The sequence below is a fragment of the Levilactobacillus parabrevis ATCC 53295 genome (assembly GCF_001434055.1).
Classification (GTDB): domain Bacteria; phylum Bacillota; class Bacilli; order Lactobacillales; family Lactobacillaceae; genus Levilactobacillus; species Levilactobacillus parabrevis.
Map to the genome: position 1 here is coordinate 61,238 of NZ_AZCZ01000007.1, position 19,325 is coordinate 80,562.

Annotated in this window: 14 protein-coding genes; 10 read left to right on the top strand and 4 right to left on the bottom strand. The window is 48.8% G+C overall.

All coding sequences use genetic code 11. The features are described 5' to 3' along the window. Positions 1–196 precede the first annotated feature (196 nt). The 4 genes from jag to rpmH all read right to left on the bottom strand — a co-directional run bounded on the left by jag (position 197) and on the right by rpmH (position 3,024). Positions 197–991 carry an RNA-binding cell elongation regulator Jag/EloR gene (jag, locus tag FD07_RS03110; protein ID WP_020088841.1) on the bottom strand — a complete coding sequence of 265 codons (795 nt, stop codon included), beginning with the start codon at positions 989–991 and terminating at the stop codon, positions 197–199. A 601-nt stretch (positions 992–1,592) separates the two neighbouring features. Beyond that, a complete protein-coding gene (yidC, locus tag FD07_RS03115) occupies positions 1,593–2,426 on the bottom strand; it encodes a membrane protein insertase YidC (RefSeq protein ID WP_027825919.1) in 834 nt (277 codons plus the stop codon). Positions 2,427–2,428: 2 nt separating this feature from the next. Further along, on the bottom strand, positions 2,429–2,785 hold the full coding sequence (rnpA, locus tag FD07_RS03120) for a ribonuclease P protein component (RefSeq protein ID WP_020088839.1): 357 nt from the start codon (positions 2,783–2,785) through the stop codon (positions 2,429–2,431). 104 nt (positions 2,786–2,889) lie between these two features. Then, on the bottom strand, positions 2,890–3,024 hold the full coding sequence (gene rpmH, locus FD07_RS12095; RefSeq protein WP_081624573.1) for a 50S ribosomal protein L34: 135 nt from the start codon (positions 3,022–3,024) through the stop codon (positions 2,890–2,892). Between the two features lie 536 nt (positions 3,025–3,560). Between rpmH and dnaA the strand changes: the two genes are divergently transcribed. From dnaA to FD07_RS12720, 10 genes are all read left to right on the top strand, one after another. Continuing rightward, the gene (gene dnaA / locus FD07_RS03125) at positions 3,561–4,919 is read left to right on the top strand and encodes a chromosomal replication initiator protein DnaA (RefSeq protein WP_020088838.1); all 1,359 of its coding nucleotides are present in this window, start codon (positions 3,561–3,563) and stop codon (positions 4,917–4,919) included. A gap of 271 nt (positions 4,920–5,190) precedes the next feature. Then, a complete protein-coding gene (gene dnaN / locus FD07_RS03130; protein ID WP_020088837.1) occupies positions 5,191–6,330 on the top strand; it encodes a DNA polymerase III subunit beta in 1,140 nt (379 codons plus the stop codon). 516 nt (positions 6,331–6,846) lie between these two features. Continuing rightward, positions 6,847–7,074, top strand: a complete 228-nt coding sequence (gene yaaA, locus FD07_RS03135) for a S4 domain-containing protein YaaA (RefSeq protein ID WP_020088836.1) — start codon at positions 6,847–6,849, stop codon at positions 7,072–7,074. Further along, positions 7,074–8,228 carry a DNA replication/repair protein RecF gene (gene recF, locus FD07_RS03140; protein WP_020088835.1) on the top strand — a complete coding sequence of 385 codons (1,155 nt, stop codon included), beginning with the start codon at positions 7,074–7,076 and terminating at the stop codon, positions 8,226–8,228. The genes yaaA and recF overlap by 1 nt, the downstream gene beginning before the upstream one ends. A gap of 3 nt (positions 8,229–8,231) precedes the next feature. Continuing rightward, positions 8,232–10,178 (top strand): DNA topoisomerase (ATP-hydrolyzing) subunit B, encoded by a 1,947-nt coding sequence (gyrB, locus tag FD07_RS03145; RefSeq protein ID WP_020088834.1) that lies wholly within the window; start codon positions 8,232–8,234, stop codon positions 10,176–10,178. Positions 10,179–10,199: 21 nt separating this feature from the next. Then, the gene (gene gyrA / locus FD07_RS03150) at positions 10,200–12,737 is read left to right on the top strand and encodes a DNA gyrase subunit A (RefSeq protein WP_020088833.1); all 2,538 of its coding nucleotides are present in this window, start codon (positions 10,200–10,202) and stop codon (positions 12,735–12,737) included. A gap of 240 nt (positions 12,738–12,977) precedes the next feature. After that, a complete protein-coding gene (locus FD07_RS03155; RefSeq protein WP_156403279.1) occupies positions 12,978–15,491 on the top strand; it encodes a BspA family leucine-rich repeat surface protein in 2,514 nt (837 codons plus the stop codon). A gap of 391 nt (positions 15,492–15,882) precedes the next feature. Beyond that, positions 15,883–17,865: a BspA family leucine-rich repeat surface protein gene (locus FD07_RS03160; protein ID WP_020090496.1), complete on the top strand. Its 1,983-nt coding sequence runs from the start codon at positions 15,883–15,885 to the stop codon at positions 17,863–17,865. Positions 17,866–18,172: 307 nt separating this feature from the next. Further along, the gene (locus tag FD07_RS03165; protein ID WP_020090495.1) at positions 18,173–19,024 is read left to right on the top strand and encodes a helix-turn-helix domain-containing protein; all 852 of its coding nucleotides are present in this window, start codon (positions 18,173–18,175) and stop codon (positions 19,022–19,024) included. Between the two features lie 21 nt (positions 19,025–19,045). Further along, a complete protein-coding gene (locus FD07_RS12720) occupies positions 19,046–19,168 on the top strand; it encodes a hypothetical protein (protein ID WP_258420766.1) in 123 nt (40 codons plus the stop codon). Positions 19,169–19,325 lie beyond the last annotated feature (157 nt).

Consider the following 19,325-nt stretch of genomic DNA (forward strand, 5'->3'; position numbering starts at 1 on the left):
GTAACGAGGAACTGTGCCAAATCGTCTACTGATGCAAGCGCTCACCCCGGGCGTATCATTTAACGCCATAAAAAAAAGCACCTACTCCACGCCACCTAACTGTGCGTGGATAAAGTACTTTCACTACTTTATCGTAAACTTGATAAGAATGATTGTCTTCACTATAAGGGGTAACGGCGCGTTTGTCAAACGAAACTTATGCTGGTTCGATGACGACCGCCCGATGGGGTTCCTTCCCCGCAGAGTACGTCGTGACGTAGCGGTTCTTCGACAAGACCGCGTGAATCTGCTTCCGCTCAAACGACGGCATTGGGTCCAAATAGATTGGCTTCCCAGTCGCGACAACTTCGCGCGCCGTACTCTCCGCCAAGCGGCTCAACGTAGCTGCCCGGCGTTCACGGTAATTCGCCACGTCCAGCTCCAGCTCAACGTGCGCAGCGCCGTGGTGGTTCAAAAATAATTGCGCCAAACTCTGCAACGCATTGATTGTCCGGCCATGCTTACCAATCAATAATCCTTCCTTATCCGTGGTAAAGACCAGGCGAACTTGACGGTGAGCACCCGCTTCAGCGTCTATCGTAGCGTCTATGCCGAGTTGTTCTACGATGGTTGCCAAATAGTCCTGAACCGCTTCGATGGCTGCCTCACGACGCTTACGACGCTCCTGCGGGGTCACTGTGGGCTCGGACGACGCTGACGGTGCATCAGTAGCTGTTTCGGCAGCCACTGGTGCTACTGAAGCGGCTGCCGAACTAGTTGGTTCCGTTGAACGCACCACTGCCGCTGACGATTCCGGCACCGGCGCAGCGGATGAAGCTTCCGCAACCGTCTTTAGGACAATGTCCACCATGGCCTCGCGTCGGCCGATTCCCAGCCAACCCTTTCGCGGAGTGGCGACCACCTTAATTACCACTTGGTCGCGGCGACTGTTGAGCGCGGTTAACCCCGCCGCAATCGCTGCCTCTTCCGTTTTGCCCGTGTAGATTGTCATCGTCCATTCCTCCATGTCTTTTTCGCTAAAATTCAGTATACCATAATGCTCGCACCGCACCCCGTAATTCAGCCTGAAAATGATTAGCAGGGCGGAGACCCTAAGAATCTATTAAGATGCCAGAATCAGTGCGACTTTTTTGGCGGAAATTACATTAGTAGTTAGTGTAGCGGTAATTTTTAGTGGCTGAGAATTGGACTGGTCGGAATGCTTGTCGGGGGGGCTACTGTGGCTTAGGATGTCAGGCTTTCTCACACCCAAAAATTAGAAAATATGTGGTCTTGGAAACGAGTTATGCAGGGCAGACTCTTCCGCTTAGAAATCTAAGGCCTCCTGCTCGGTACTAGCGTTGATGATTACTCTAGTCTAAATCATCGGACTTTCTCTCGCCCGTTATGTTCGGAAATATGCGGCCTCTGAAACGAGTTCCGCAAACCAGACTCCTGCGCTTAGAAAGCTAAGTGACTCCTGTCCGGCGAGGCCGAACAGAAGCCCCTTAGCTCCCTAATGCTCAGAGTCTAAACGGTTTGCTCCACTCTCTGCACAAAAAAAGCACAGAACCGAAGTCCTGCGCCGATAAAATGCATTTATGCTAACTTGTTTACTTGCGTTTGCTTTGCTTTGCACGGCGGATTGCTTTCTTGACCGCGCGTTCGTGTTCGTTCTTTTCCTTTTCCTTGGCATCGCGTTCCGCTTGAATCTTCCACGGATTTTGAATTAGCAAGGTTTGGCCAACTTGGAACACGTACGAAATCGTCCAGTACAAGGACAGTGATGATGGCACGTTCAGGGCAGTGAAGAAGACCACTACCGGCATCCCGACGATCATCATGGTGCTCATTGAATTGGACTCTGGCATTGACTTGGTGCTTAACCACGAACTAATCAGCGTGGCAACAGCGGCCAAGACAGGCAGGATGAAATACGGGTCTTTGTGGCCCAATTGCAACCACAGGAAGCTCCCAGACCGCAGAACGGCCGTCCGCCAGATAGCTTGATACAAGGCCCAGATGATTGGCAACTGAACCACAGCAGGAAGGCAACCCAACATGGGGTGAACGCCCGCTTCCGAATACAGCTTTTGCTGTTCGGCCTGCATCTTTTGCATCGTTTCGCGATCTTTTGAGGAGTATTTCTTCTGTAAGGCTTTTAATTGTGGCTGTAAGTCTTGCGTCTTCCGCATGCTGCGGGTTTGGAAGATCATCAGTGGGAGTAAGATAATCCGCACGATAATGGTAAAGATGATAATCCCGACACCGTAGCTCCCGCCGAACATGTTGGCCAACCCAATAATTGCCCGGGAGAAGTTCAGAACGATCCAGCCGTCCCAAATCCCGGTACTTTGATTGGTGATTGGTGCGTTGCTACAAGCGGAAAGGATAAAGACTAAGCTCACAATACCTAGCATAAGTAGGGTACGTTTGTACTTTTTCACTTTTATTCCTCGCTATAGTTGGAATCCAGTAGTTTCGCCAGTTTCAAAACATGAATCAGGCTGCTCTTCGCATCAGTCATGGAAATGCCGTCCGCCCGGGGCCGAGCAATTACGAGAAAGTCCACATCCTGCTGGAGGTAGGGCTTCAACTCGAGTAGACTCTGCCGAATCCGGCGCTTCACCCAATTACGGTGGACCGCGTTCCCAATTTTCTTACCGACCGAAATGCCAACTCGAAAATGTAATTGATCAGGTTTTTCCATTGAATACACCACAAATTGCCGGTTTGCGACCGAATTTCTGGTTTCAAAGACCTGCTGGAATTCCGCTTCTTTCTTAATGCGGTAAGATTTTCGCATGGTGCATCTCCAAAATTCTCAACGATTTGTTGAACAGTCCGCGAGAGATTAGGGTCCCAGTCTTCTCGCAGATAAAATAAAAAGACCACTGAACCATCAGCGGCCTATGCAGACAATACTTTACGTCCCTTTTGACGGCGACGTGCTAAAACTTGACGGCCATTGCTAGTGCTCATACGCTTGCGGAAGCCGTGGACACGTGAACGGTGACGTTTCTTTGGTTGGAAAGTGCGCTTCATCGTAAAATCTCCTCTCTTAACTATGACTATTTTTTATCTGGTGAAGCCAGACAAATACTAAATGCATTTCCTGAACATATTAGCATAAATTTCGCCGAATGGAAATAGGAACTTTGAATTTCCATAAAAAAGTTCTCCCCGGCGAAATTTGTTTCATGCACTTTGACTGTGGATAACTCTAAAATTGTTAAAAAGTTTTTCCGGACTTTCCCACCCAGTTGTCCACCGTTCCACAGCCTGTTTATTTTAGTTTTCTGGGTTCAGTGGATTCTGTGGATAACTTGTGAAACACTTGATACTACTCTGTTCTCATTCCACAGAAGGCTGTGCATAACTTAAATTAACAAAAACTTTCCACAGGTTTTAGACTCTCTGTGGATAACTCTATCCACTTTCTGTGAAACAATTATTCACAGTTCAAAATACCCTGTGGAAAACTTTTTTTCTTCATGCTACACTGGACTTACGTTTTCGTTTGGGGGTCTTACGCCCAAATGGGAAATGACTATCTAAATAATTAATAGGGGGATACATCAGTGCCAGATATGGTAACTTTATGGACTGATATCAAGGAGTTATTCGAGGAAAATAACACACCAACGACCTACAAGACTTGGATCGAAACTGCCAAGCCGATTGCCTTAGATGGCAATAAATTGACGTTGGAACTCCCGTCACCCCTGCATCGTGATTACTGGACCCATCAACACCTGGACCAGCAATTGGTAGAATACGCATACCAAGCCGCTCACGAAGATATTCAGCCGATTTTGATCATCGAAAGCGAACGCCAACAACAGGCGACACGTAAAGCAAAGACCGCGACCCCCGAGGAACCGGCCACTGCTGAACCAACACCAACTTTCATGAAGGAAACCGCGCTGAACTCCCGCTACACTTTTGACACTTTCGTCATCGGAAAAGGCAACCAAATGGCCCACGCAGCGGCCTTGGTTGTCTCCGAAGAACCCGGCGTGATGTATAATCCGCTGTTCTTCTACGGTGGCGTGGGCCTTGGTAAAACCCACTTGATGCATGCGATCGGCAATAAAATGCTCGAAGATCGCCCGGACACCAAGGTCAAGTACGTCACTAGCGAAGCCTTCACGAATGACTTTATCAATGCGATTCAAACCCGGACGCAGGAGCAGTTCCGTCAGGAGTATCGTAACGTTGATCTGCTACTGGTCGATGATATTCAGTTCTTCGCTAATAAGGAAGGAACCCAAGAAGAGTTCTTCCATACATTTAATGCACTTTATGATGATGAGAAACAGATCGTGCTGACTTCCGATCGACTACCCAACGAGATTCCTAAGCTACAGGATCGCCTCGTTTCGCGGTTCGCTTGGGGCTTATCGGTCGACATCACACCACCGGACCTGGAAACACGAATCGCCATTCTCCGCAATAAAGCCGACGCCGATCAGATCGATATCCCCGACGACACCTTGAGTTACATCGCTGGGCAAATCGACTCTAACGTGCGCGAACTTGAGGGCGCATTGGCCCGCGTCCAAGCCTATCATCAGTTGATGCACCAACCAATCACGACTGACCTGGCTGCTGAGGCACTTAAGAGCCTCAACCTCGCCAATGCCACGGATGCCATTACGATTCCGGTCATTCAGGACCGTGTCGCCAACTACTTCCACGTTTCTCTCAAGGATTTAAAGGGGAAGAAACGCAAGCAAGCTATCGTCATGCCACGGCAAATTGCCATGTACCTGTCGCGTGAACTGACGGAAGCATCACTTCCACGCATCGGAAACGAATTCGGCGGCAAGGATCACACCACGGTCATTCACGCCTACGACAAAATCCAGGATTCACTGAAGACCGATGTTGAATTACAAAAAGACATCGACAATCTGAAAGATGAATTACGGCGCTAGGACGAAACCGTCCGAGTCAGCGCGACAAAGTTAGCAGACTCGTGACGGTTTTTTTGTGACCAACTAGGGTATGATAGATGTAGAGCTGACGGAGCGTGTGGATAAAAATGACAAAGCATTAAAGTTTTCCACAAGTTATCCACAGGTGGAAAACCTAGTAACACAAGTCCTTTCGTCAAGTTATCCACAGAATACACTGCTCTACTACGGCTACTGTCTTTTTCTTTTAATTAAGTAAACTACGCACCACTAAAAAGGAGTGTCTAATCTTATGAAATTTTCCATTAACCGGGCGGCCTTCATTAAGGAACTCAACAATGTGTCACGGGCCATTTCGTCTAAGACCACAATTCCCATTTTAACTGGGATCAAGATCGTTGCTAGTGATGCGGGCCTCTTACTGACTGGTTCTAACGCTGACATTTCAATCGAATCTTTAATTCGTGCGGACGATCCCGACATTGGGCTAACCGTTGACGAACCAGGAGCCATCGTGCTAACGGCGCGGTTCTTCAGTGAAATTGTTAAGCGTTTGCCTGAACAAACGATGACGGTGACAGTCAAAGACGCCTTCCAAACGGAAATTACGTCCGGGTCAGCAGCATTTAATATCAACGGGCAAGATGCCAACAACTATCCACACTTGCCAGAAGTTGACGCCGCTGATTCCGTGGTCCTGTCTGGTGCCGTCTTCAAGGAACTGATCAGCCAAACAGTTATCGCCGTATCCAACCAAGAAAGTCGGCCAATCTTAACTGGGGTTCACTTTGTGTTGGCGGACAACCAGTTCTTGGCGGTCGCCACGGACAGTCACCGGTTGTCACAACGCCAGATTGAGTTACCTACACCAAGTAGTGCGGCCTTTGACGTCATCATTCCCGGAAAGAGTTTGACTGAACTTTCTCGGATGATCGGCGACGATGACAGTGATGTGAAGATGCAATTCTCCGAAAACCAGGTATTGTTCCTACTAGGGGACACGTCATTCTATTCACGATTACTGGAAGGAAATTACCCAGATACGTCTCGGTTGATTCCCAAGGAAGCCTCAACCACGGTAGAATTCGAAGCGCCAGAATTATTGGCGGCCGTTGAACGGGCCTCACTGTTGTCTCACGAATCGCGGAACAACGTGGTTAAGCTGACTTTGACGCCAGCGGACAACCAAGTTACCATCTTCAGTAATTCTCCAGATGTCGGGAACGTTGAAGAAGCCTTGGACCCTAAGGAAATTACCGGGGATGATCTCGAAATTTCCTTTAACCCAGACTACATGAAGGATGCCTTACGGTCGTTCGGTCAGACGACGATCCGCGTAGCCTTTACATCAGCATTGCGGCCATTCACATTGGTCCCAACGGAAGATACCAGCAACTTCATTCAGTTGATCACGCCGGTACGGACGTTCTAAATTTAAAAGCTAACGGAGTGTCACCTCAAAAGGGGGTGGCACTTTTTTGATAAAAAAGAGTGCGGAACAAGGCGATTAGAGGCTGTCTTGTGGAGCATGTTTCGGTAATATGCAATTAGGAGAAGGCTCCGAACAAGTAAAAGTATTAGCACACAACGGAGCGGAAAAGGGATCACGCCCCGAAAAACCACTTGAAATATCCAGCTAAGCCCTAGGCCAACCTGATTTCTGAAAATATCGCCAAGTTATCTCGAATTTCCACGTGAAATTCGTTACTTGCGTGCGCATATGCTTCGTGATTTTCAACAACTTTCAAGAAAGCCTGAAAAAAGTCCTGAAAAAACAAAAAAATCGTTAAAAGGCCGCTATTTTTTGATTAGAGCAAATTTACCGGTTTTTTATCAAAAATATCAGGAAGGGCTTAAATCGGCTGAGAACGCAAAAATCAAGCAGTTAAACTGTACTTTTCCCTAAAATGCGGTATAATATAATAGAAGAATATAGAGGGGTGAAATTGTGAAAAAAGAAGTTTTCATTGAGACGCCCTACATTACTTTAGGCCAGTTACTCAAAGAAGAATCCATTATCAGTACTGGCGGTCAAGCCAAGTGGTATTTGCGGGAAAACACCGTTAATATCAACGACGAGCCGGACAACCGGCGGGGCCGCAAGCTGTATCCTGGCGATACAGTGGAAGTACCTGGTACAGGATTATTTTTTATACGCTCAAAGCAGGGTGAATAATGTATTTGCAAGAACTGCAGCTGCAGCATTTTCGGAATTATCCCAGTGCTGATCTCAAGTTAGGACCTGGGATCAACGTTTTATTGGGAGAGAATGCGCAGGGCAAGACCAATCTATTAGAGGCAATCTACGTTCTTGCGTTGACGCGTAGTCACCGAACTGCCAACGACCACGACCTCGTTAACTGGGAAGCCAAAACGGCGAAGGTTAGCGGACGAGTTGTGAAAGCGGTGGGGTCGGTGCCCTTAGAATTAACGTTCTCGCGTCAAGGTAAGCGCGCCAAAGTGAATCACCTTGAGCAGGCACGACTGTCACAATATATCGGCCAGCTCAATGTGATTTTGTTTGCACCGGAAGATCTCGCCATTGTCAAAGGCGCGCCGACTGTTCGGCGGCGTTTTATGGACATGGAGTTTGGCCAGATGAATCCGCGCTACCTGTATAACTTGAGTCAGTATCGGACGCTGTTAAAACAGCGGAACCGCTACCTCAAGGATTTACAGCACAAGCAAAATCGTGACCTGTTGTTTTTGTCGGTCTTATCCGACCAACTGGCCGCGTATGGTGCGGAGATCATTGCCCAGCGGCTGCGGATGTTACATAAGCTGGAGCACTGGGCGCAGGCGATTCACGCCGAGATCTCCCAGCAAAAAGAAGAGCTGACGTTTCACTATGCGACCCAGGTGCCAGAGGACCAATTGACGGACCCGGACACCATTTGTGCGGCGTTGACGCAGCTCTACAAGGACCATCAGGACAAGGAGCTCTACCGGGGAACGACTCTGGTGGGGCCGCACCGAGATGATCTGCATTTTCGGGTCAATGGAAAGAACGTGCAGACGTTCGGTTCCCAGGGTCAGCAGCGGACCACGGCGTTAAGCGTCAAGCTTGCTGAGATTGATCTGATGAAAGAAGAGACCGGGGAATATCCGGTCTTGTTACTTGATGATGTCCTTTCTGAATTGGATGATGCCCGACAGACGCATCTGCTGAAGGCCATCCAAGATAAAGTACAGACGTTTATTACCACCACCAGTCTGAGCGGGATTACCCGCCAGCTGATTAAGGACCCGATCATTTTTCACGTGGCAAACGGGACAGTGGTGGCGGATGGATCTGCCCCCAGTGGCGATCCGGCAACAAAGGAGGATTAAGCAGTGGCTGATAAAGAACACGAAACCAAGGCAGAACAAGCCAGAGAATATGATGCCAGCCAAATCCAGGTCCTAGAAGGCCTCGAAGCGGTCCGGAAACGGCCCGGGATGTACATTGGCTCGACCAGTGCCCAAGGTCTTCATCACTTGGTTTGGGAAATTGTGGATAACGGGATCGATGAAGCCTTAGCTGGTTTTGCGGATTCTATTCATGTTACGGTCGAAAAAGATAACAGTATTACTGTTTCTGATAACGGTCGTGGGATTCCTGTCGACATTCAACAGAAAACGGGGAAGCCCGCTTTGGAGACGGTTTATACCATCCTGCATGCCGGGGGTAAATTCGGCGGTGGCGGATACAAGGTCTCCGGGGGTCTTCACGGGGTTGGTGCGTCCGTTGTTAACGCCTTGTCAACCCACCTGGAGGTTCAGGTTATTCGGGGTGGCAAGCGTTACGGGATTACCTTTAAACGTGGTCACGTCAATAAGCCTATGTACGTGATGGAAGAGGGCCTGGACCCAGACCGTCACGGAACCATCGTGCACTTCTTGCCAGATCCAGACATTTTCCGGGAAACGACGACGTTTGATATCAAGACGTTGACGACCCGGGTCCGTGAACTGGCCTTCCTGAACAAGGGCTTGCGGATCACGATTCGTGATGAACGCCCAGAAACACCAACCGAGGATGATTTCCACTATGAAGGTGGGATTCGCCACTACGTTGACTATTTAAACGAAAATAAAACAACTTTATTCGAACCACCAATCTACGTTGAAGGTGAAGAAAACGGGATTACCGTGGAAGTGGCCCTGCAATACACGGACGACTACCACAACAACCTGTTGACGTTTACCAACAACATCCACACCTACGAAGGTGGGACTCATGAAGAAGGGTTCAAACGTGCGTTGACCCGGGTCGTGAATGATTACGCTCGGCAAAACAAACTGATGAAGGATAACGAGCCTAACCTGACCGGGGATGACGTTCGTGAAGGCATGACCGCTGTGGTTTCCGTGAAGCATCCGGATCCTCAATTTGAAGGTCAGACCAAGACTAAGTTAGGAAACTCCGATGCCCGGACCGCCGTGGATCACACGTTTGCTGATCACTTCATGCGTTACTTGATGGAACATCCCGATATTGCCCGCAAGGTTGTGGACAAGGGGACGTTGGCTTCTAAGGCGCGGGTCGCTGCTAAGCGTGCTCGAGAAGTGACGCGGAAGAAGAGTGGGTTGGAAATCTCCAATCTGCCTGGGAAATTAGCCGATAACACGTCTAAGGATCCTGCCATTTCCGAATTGTTCATTGTCGAAGGGGATTCCGCCGGTGGTTCTGCTAAGCAGGGCCGGTCGCGGTTGACCCAAGCCATTCTGCCAATTCGAGGGAAGATTTTGAACGTCGAAAAAGCTTCTATGGATCGGATTCTGGCGAACGAAGAAATTCGTTCCATGTTTACCGCCATGGGGACGGGCTTTGGTTCCGACTTTGACGTGTCGAAGGCTAACTATCACAAATTAATTATCATGACCGATGCCGATGTCGATGGTGCCCATATTCGGACGCTGTTATTGACGTTGATCTACCGCTATATGCGGCCATTGTTGGATGCTGGTTACGTGTATATCGCCTGCCCACCCCTGTATCGGGTTCGGCAAGGGAAGATGCAACGCTATCTGGATTCCGATGATGAATTGAAAGAATTATTAGGGCAATTGCCACCCGCACCAAAGCCTCAGATTCAACGGTACAAGGGGCTTGGTGAAATGGATGCCGAACAGCTCTGGGACACGACCATGAAGCCGGAAAACCGGCGGCTCTTACGGGTCGATGCTCAGGATGCCATCAACGCTGACCAAGTGTTTAGCATGTTGATGGGGGACAAGGTTGCGCCTCGACGGGAATTTATCGAGGACAATGCCACCTTCGCCGAGTTGGATGTTTAGTGAAGAACGGAGGGTAAAAATTTGGCTGATCAAGATTACAATATAGGTCGGATTACCGACGTTGACCTTTCACAAACCATGCGAACATCCTTCTTGGATTACGCGATGAGTGTGATTGTGCAACGGGCGTTACCAGATGTGCGGGATGGCTTGAAGCCAGTCCACCGTCGAATCCTATACGATATGCACGAACTCGGGATTACCCCTGATAAGCCATTCCGGAAATCTGCCCGGATGGTCGGGGACGTCCTCGGGAAATACCATCCACATGGTGATTCTGCCGTGTACGAATCCATGGTACGGATGGCTCAAGACTTCTCGTACCGCTACATGTTAGTGGACGGTCACGGGAACTTTGGTTCTGTCGATGGTGACGGGGCCGCTGCCATGCGGTATACCGAAGCGCGGTTGAGTAAGATCGCGATGGAAATGCTGCGAGACATTAATAAAGATACGATTGATTTTCAAGATAACTATGATGGGTCCGAACGCGAACCCGTTGTGCTCCCTTCACGATTCCCGAACCTGTTAGTTAACGGGGCTTCTGGGATTGCCGTGGGGATGGCAACGAACATTCCGCCACATAACTTGACGGAAGTAATCAGCGCCCTGCATATCTTGATGAAGAACCCTGATGCCAGTCTGGCTGAGTTGATGGAGGTCTTACCAGGCCCCGACTTTCCAACCGGTGGGATCGTCATGGGAAAGGCTGCTATTCGTCGGGCTTACGAGACCGGGAAGGGCACCATTACCTTGCGGGCGAAAGTCGATATCGAAGAAGAAAAGAACGGGAAGCAACGCATTGTGGCCACGGAAATTCCTTACATGGTCAACAAGGCGAAGCTGATCGAACGGATCGCTGAGCTGGCTCGGGATAAGCGAATCGAAGGCATTACGGATGTCAACGATGAAACCGACCGGACAGGGATGCGAATCGTCATTGACGTCCGGCGTGACGCCAGTGCCGAAGTAATTTTGAATAACCTGTATAAGATGACTCTCATGCAGACCTCGTTTGGGATCAACATGTTGGCTATCGTCAAGGGTGCGCCTAAGGTACTGGGCTTAAAGGCCATCTTGCAGTATTACTTGGATTTCCAGTTAGAGGTTATTCAACGACGGACGGCCTTCGAATTACGGAAGGCAGAAGCTCGGGCCCACATCCTGGAAGGGTTGCGGATCGCCCTCGATCATATCGATGAAATCATCACCATTATTCGGCAGTCACAGACCGCTGAAGTGGCGAAGAATGAATTGATGACGCGTTACAGTCTGTCAGATAAGCAATCGCAAGCCATCTTGGACATGCGACTGGTTCGTCTGACCGGTTTGGAACGGGAAAAGGTCGAGAAGGAATACAACGATGTCATGGCGAACATCAAGGATTACAAGGAAATCTTGGCATCCAAGGAACGCCAACAGAGCATTATTTATGACGAATTGATGGAAATTCAAAACAAGTTCGGTGACGATCGGCGGACTGAATTGATGGTCGGTGAAGTCTTGAGTCTAGAAGACGAAGATTTAATTGCCGAAGAAGACGTCGTGGTCTCATTGACTCACAACGGCTACATCAAGCGGTTACCAACGTCCGAATTTAAGGCCCAAAACCGTGGTGGTAAAGGGGTTCAAGGCATGGGTGTCCATGAAGATGACTTCATCGAACACCTCGTGGCAACGTCCACGCATGACATGCTCCTGTTCTTCACTAACACCGGGAAGGTCTACCGGATGAAGGGGTATGAAATCCCTGAATACGGGCGGACGGCCAAGGGAATTCCGGTCATTAACTTGCTTGGTATCAACAATAACGAGCATGTGCAGGCCGTGATTAACGTGGCTAATCCGGGGGAAAATGCCGAACGCGACATCTTCTTCACGACAGTTCAAGGGACGGTCAAGCGGACACCGGTTGATGAATTTGCCAATATCCGGAGCAATGGTCTAAAGGCCATTAACCTGAAGGATGACGACGAATTGATCGATGTCGATATCATCAATGGTGATGCCAACATGATCATCGGAACTCATCTGGGTTACGCCGTTAGCTTTGCAGCTAAGGACGTGCGGTCAATGGGCCGGTCGGCAACTGGGGTTCGCGGGATTCGGTTACGTGAGAGTGATTACGTGATCGGTGCCAGTGTCCTCAAGCCGGACAGTCGGGTGTTTGTCATTTCCGAAAAGGGTTATGGGAAGCAAACGCCAGCCAGCGAATACCCAATCAAGGGACGTGGCGGTAAGGGTATCAAGACCGTCAATGTGACCGAGAAGAACGGGCCATTAGCTGGATTGACGACCCTGGATGGTGATGAGGATCTGATGTTAGTCACCAACAAGGGTGTCATGATTCGCTTCAACGGTAGTGACGTCTCCGAGACGGGTCGGGCAACCTTAGGGGTGCACCTGATTCGGCTGGGCGATGATACCGCCGTGGCCACGATGGCCAAGGTTGATAAGGAAGATGACAGCACTGAGAGTGACGGTGAAGCGACGGACGGTGACGTTCCCGCAACCGACACAACGCCAGTGACGCCGGACTCCGATGCACCGGAAGCTTAAACTAAATAATTGTGGAACTAGCCATTACCTTTTGGGGTAATGGCTAGTTTTTTATAGTAAAGGTTACCGTGAATATAATTTAATTTGTAAATGATTTTAATGGCTTTTTATTTTTACGCCGGGTATACTTGGTCTAGACCATGACATTTCTACGATGACGATAGTTGGAGGAGAAAAACTTTGAAAATATCTGGAAAGTCCCGTAACCATTCTTGTGGCATATCTGTACTGAAAGTAAGTATGATTGTTGGTTTAGCAGCAACGGGATTGATGATGTGGTCATCACCGATACAAGCGGAAACTATAAATGATAAAGTCACGACAACGAATGCGTCAGCGGATGACAAGCAAGCTATTACTGGAAACACGGGGACCTGTGAGTGGACCTTACAGGATGGGGTCTTGAAGATTGGTGCCGGCAATTTTGCGAATAATGGCAGTTGGCGGCAGTATGCTAAGCAGATTATAGAGATTCAGTTTACTGGAAAAGTGGTTCTTCCAGCGGAAAGTTACGAGTTGTTTTCGGGATTGAAGCAGCTGCAGCGATTTAGCGGTGCAGATTTAGTGGATACCAGCCGGGTGACGAATATGGGGTATATGTTTCAGTTTGACGAATCCTTGAAGGCATTGGATCTTCGAAGTTGGGATGTGCGACAAGTCACGTCGATGCCGGAGGCTTTTGCCTGGACGAATTCGCTTCAGGAACTACACGTTGAGAGCTGGGAGACACCACAATTGAAGTGGGCGCGATCATTATTTACTTATTGTGGCGTACGATCGCTAGACTTGAGAAGTTGGTCGGTCACCAAGGTAGATGATCTGTCAGGTATGTTTTTTGGGATGAGTAATTTAACGGATCTGGACTTACGGGGTTGGCAGACGCGGAACGTGACGACGATGGCAGACATGTTTGCGGAAACCTCCGCGTTAAAAAGACTGCAACTGGGGGATGAGTGGGATACCAGTCACGTTACTAGAATGGACGATACCTTTGAGCATACGGGATTGGAGACGTTAGACTTACGGCGATGGGATGTGAGTCACGTGACGACGATGGCGGCGATGTTTCGAAACTGCCATGATCTGGAGACCCTAAATATTGGTAATTGGCAAACGGGAAACGTAACGGATATGTCGTTGATGTTCCGTCAAGTTCTAGCAGAAAAGTTGCCACTGGAAAATTGGGACGTTAGCCACGTGAAGAAGATGGATCAGATGCTCGCACAGACTGGGGCCAGGTCGCTTGACCTTCATCGATGGGACGTGCGGAATGTCGAAAATTTTGAACAATTATTTGCGGCCAGTTCTGCCGAGAATATTAACGTTAGTGGTTGGCAGACATCGCATGCGACTAGTTTTCAAAAGCTTTTTTACCTGGCACGGGCAAAGACGCTTGATCTGTCGGGATTCGATATGACCCATTTGGACTACCATGATAATATAACGTATTGGAGCAAAGGTCGTGTGGAGCTGATGTTGGGACGTATGCCGAATCTACATATCCTACGTTTGGGGCCCCAAAATTTATTGCAGGATGCCAATAAATTTACGGTTGGACTCGATGCGTCTTCTGAAGATGATTTGGTGCAACACGATACCGATCGTTGGCACGCTGTGGGAGCGGGAACGGTTGATCATCCGCAGGGAGCCGTGTTAACGGCTAAAGCCTTGGAGGAACACTATACGCCGTCGATGGCGGGGACGTATGTGCGGGAAGTCCCGGCGGCGCCCGTTGTTGTCTATTATCGTGACTTGGTTACTCATAAAGAGCTTAGACAACCGCAGTCTATTCCAGGAGCAGTGGGGGCACCCTTTACGATTAAAACGGATTTTCCGGGTTATCGCTATCAGCGAGCTGATGAGCCTTTGACTGGAATATTTCAGCAATTCCCACAAAATGTGATCTTATATTATTTGAAGTCGACCGCTGATTTAGGAAGTGTGACTATACGAGCCGAAGATGATTGGGGCAATAGGCTGATTCCAGATCGGATTCAGACGGGGAAAATTGGCACGCATTTTCCAATTGTTGCACCGAAGATTACCGGTTATCGGCTTCATCGGGATTCACCGCTACCAACGCAAGGCGTATTCACGCTGGAACCGCAAATTTTAAAGCTGCTGTATCGTAGACTTCAGACGGTACGGGTCCGGTACTTGGAGCAATCAACTGGGCGTGAGCTCCATCCATCGGAGACGTTTGAGGGTGAGTCGGGAACGGCCTATCGACTTGAGCAGTTTATGGAAGGCATGGCGGATAGCTTAGCAGGGTATACTTTTAAACTCGGCGTAGGATTACCTGGAAAATATGGCGAGGGCAGTCAAAATGTAATTTTGTTATTTGAGAAGAACGCAGTGGTAACACCGACACCGACACCGACACCGACACCGACGCCGACACCAACACCAACACCAACACCAACACCAACACCGACGCCAACGCCAACACCAACACCAGTGCCGCAGGTTGATCCAGAGAAGCCAGTCGAAGCGGTTGAAACCGGTGGGAGTGGTGACGTGGTTTCGGGAGGGACGGCTAATCAGAGTTTAGTGAAGCCTAAGGAGCAACGAAAAAAGGTTGCGCAACGACAGAAGAGACGTGGTGCTATCACTGCTGTAGCTGCCAGCAAAACTAAGAGTCAGCGAAAGCAAACTTTACCCGCAACTGGGGAGAAAAGCGATAACTGGCGAGTAATCTTGAGTGGCATATTACTAGCAGTATTGAGTTGGCGGTGGTGGCGTCGTGAGTGGTGAATCAGTCGCTATAAGGGACCGCTGCGGTGGTTTAATTGAGTAGTAGTTGACGTGAATTGAAAATAGAATGAAAGAATAATCGTAAAGGGAATTTACCAACTGGTAAGTTCCCTCTTTTTCGTGGATTATCTACCAGAGGTTAGTTTGGAATCACCTGTTAAACGGAGGTAGATGGTGAGCCTAATAGCGGTAAAACGCGTCGCACTAATGATTTGTAAGCTGGCTTACACAACCGAATTGTTTATCGGTTATACTTTTATTTTATTTCATCAATTCTCATAGAAATGAAAATTAGTGTTAATTGTTCTGCCGTATAGACATATTGGCGAATGTGTCCTATACTGGCTTTAGACAGATATTGAGATGTGTTACACATGAAAGGGGTAGCGTCATGATTAATAAGTTGGGGAATAAATCAAAACAAAAGTTGACTACTTTAGCGATCTTAGGTGTTATTGCTGGTGTGGGGTACCAGATTGACACGGCGCAAGCGGATGTAGTACCAGGGTCAGATGACAATCCGGGTGTAGAAAATAATAAAGTTGCACCGACAGCTAACGACATTAATAGCAATGAGCAGAAGCTCAATGATTCACAAAAAGGCGATACGCCTGCGCCAGCTGGTACGCCCGAAGAGAATGATACAGCAGAGGGAACTGAAAAAGATGACTCTGCGGCTGAAGGACAAGGTGACAATGGGGGAATCGACGGTAAGCCTGTTCAAAATGGCGGAAATGAAAACGATACCACTGGGGCGCCTGAAGGACCAGCTAAAACACCAGGTGTAGTGACGTCACCAACAAGAGTAACTAGAGAGAAGACTCCCCCAGCACCTAAAACAGCCCCAGCACCTGAAGTGCCGACACCCAGTAATAAAGGGAATTTACTAAAGGAAGCTACGGTGCCAGCCGTTCAGACTGGAACTTGGGGTACAAGTCCTTGGAGTATGGATGACCAGGGTATTATTACGATTAAGGCGGGGACGCTCGGAACTAGTAGCGAAATGGACGCGGTTAAAGGGAATGTCACGAAGGTTATTTTCGATAGCGGCGTGGTCTTGCCTTGGAAATGTTCGCACTTATTTTATGAATGGACCAAGGTTCAATCCTATGAGGGGTTGGCGAATGTCGACGCCTCTAAAGTTGATGTTATGGACAGTATGTTTGCTTTCAACTATGCACTGAAGAACATTGACCTTAGCAGTTGGGACATGAGCAAAGTTAATAATACGCTGGCCATGTTCCAGGGCCCAAATGCTGCACCAGAATTTTCACTTGGCGGTGAAAACTATATGCACCTGACAAGTGTCAAAATGGGAAGTAGTTTGGGCAAGACATCGGTAAACATTTCCGCCATGTTTGAAGGCGATAGGGTGCTGACGTCTCTTGATACTGAAAATTGGGATACTAGCAAGGTCAATATGATGTCTGATACCTTCAATGGTACAGGCTTCACATCGCTGGATCTTAGTAACTGGAAGATTAAGCCAGACATCCAGGCGATTGATCTATTCGGTAATATGTACAACTTGACGGATATCAACTTAACCGGTTGGAATCTAACGGGGAATGTTTCGTCGATGTTCGAGAATGACGTAAAGCTTAGTAGTCTGGACCTGACGAATTTGGCCGGTACGGGCGTTTATCATCAAGTTTATGGAATGACGGGGTTGAAGCAACTGACCTTAGGACCGAATAATTCGATGTACACGCAGGGCTATCCAGAGTGGACGATGGCTATTCCTGAAATCACCCCTTCCGACGACTACACCGGTCTCTGGCAGTTTGTGGGCACAGGGACAGTCGACAAGCCGAATGGGCCAACCTACACGGCCGCTGAGTTGATGGCCGCTTACGATGGCGCCACGATGGCCGGGACTTACGTTTGGCAAAAGACGACGCCTAAGCCAACGACGCCGACGAACCCCGGGACTGATACGGGGAATACGACTAATCCAACGACCCCAGACGTTGATAACACGACTGATCCAGTGGTGCCGGATACTGATACTGCTACCGATACCGATGATGCCGGCGATGTTGTAACTGGTGGGGATGGTGCGACGATTGATGGTAGTGCCGCCGCTAAAGCTAATCCGACTAAGAAGACCACCAAAGTCGTTGCTAAAGCAGCTGCGGTTAAGGCCACCAAAGGAACTGCAACGAAGGCCAATGGTCCTGCAACGGTAGTCTTCGCTAAGACGGACAAACAGGCGCGAGCAACGCAACTCGGGCAACCGGCAGCTAAGCAACAGAGCCAGACAACTACTTTGCCGCAAACGGGTGAGCAACAATCATCCGGTTGGTGGGCAACGCTTGCTGGTGTTATTGGTTTGAGCTTGCTCAGCTTGAACTGGTTCAAACGTCAAAGTTAAATAGAATAGGTAACAGAAACCGCTTGGCTTAGGCTGAGCGGTTTTATTTATCCAATTAACCCATGCTTAGCAAGAATATACGACTAAATATGATGGCGATTTACTGCAAAATAAGGTTAGACGCCAATAGATTAGGGTGGTTAAGAATCCTTGATATAAAGCCAATTATATAAAGAAAGTAATTTAAATTATTTAAATAATTGTATATAGTTAAATGTGTTTACTTTAGTGTCGCTGTCTGGTAAGCTCAAAACAACATCGATTGGTTAGACCGGTTTGGAGAAAGTGGAAGGGGAATGGAGAGGCCATGGCAACGACCATCATTGACTTTGCGACGGCACTGACGGTATTGGGAAATAACCTAAAAGCTCACCGCCAAGCCCTGGGACTTTCCCAGCAAGCACTCGCCGCGGGGCTATGTGCGCAAACCATGATCGGTAATATTGAAAAGGGGATTGATCTCCCCGATGCAAACTTGCTGGCCAAATTGTGTGAGCGACTGTGCTTGCCGCACAAGCAGATGCTTAGGGAGAACTACCCTATTCGCCGGCTACCGTCGTTTAGCGATAAGGTTCATCGATTATACGACCAGCAGCGGTACACCGACCTGAAGGCCTATATGGAGCGTCCAGACCGTCTCCAAGTTTTGACAACCGATGAAGATCTAAAAACGTATTATTACTACTACGGTTGCGCAGTTTATCAGGTAACGCATGACGCGACCGCCGCGTTGCAGAGTATTCGGACTGCACTGACCATGATGATGCCGCAACACCCGCAGCGTTATCGGACGCTCGAAGTGCTACTCTTTTCAGTTGAAAATTACCTGACAGCGGCGATTACCACGAATCAGCCGAATTATGCTGGCTTTGAGCGCGCACTGACTATCATTCGTGAGCATCGATTGGTGGACAATAGTCAGAATCTCGGCATGGTCTTTAATCAATACGCACGTAGCTGTCTTATGCAAAGCCAGCCAGAACGCGCGATTCGCATTTTGATCGAAGGTATCGCGTGGGCGGATACGCATGGGTCGGATTATATGCTGGCAGATGATTATGCGTTGCTGGTTCGGGCACATGCGCTGACGCAGCAAATGGTGAATGATCAGCAGACACGGGGAACCGCTACGTCAGCGGTACTGGCAACTAGGTCCTAAATTTACTGGGGGGAATCGATGATGATGAGTGAGTGGGCAGCGATTCAAGAGACGTTATTTCTCATGCACGATGGCTTGTTGGTCGAGTCACTGGCTCGTGAAGCCGAGGATGAGACCGAAGCCAGCGCATCACGAACAAAGTAAAATCAAATCGCGCGATCAGGGCACTCCTGGTCGCGTTTCTTGTCAGCATCATTTTACCCAAGAGTGCCGCTGTGCCGCGGCTGAGTGGTCATAACTTGGATCAATAAAAAATAATTTTGAAAAATAAAAAATACCCCAATTGTCAAATCAAGTGCAA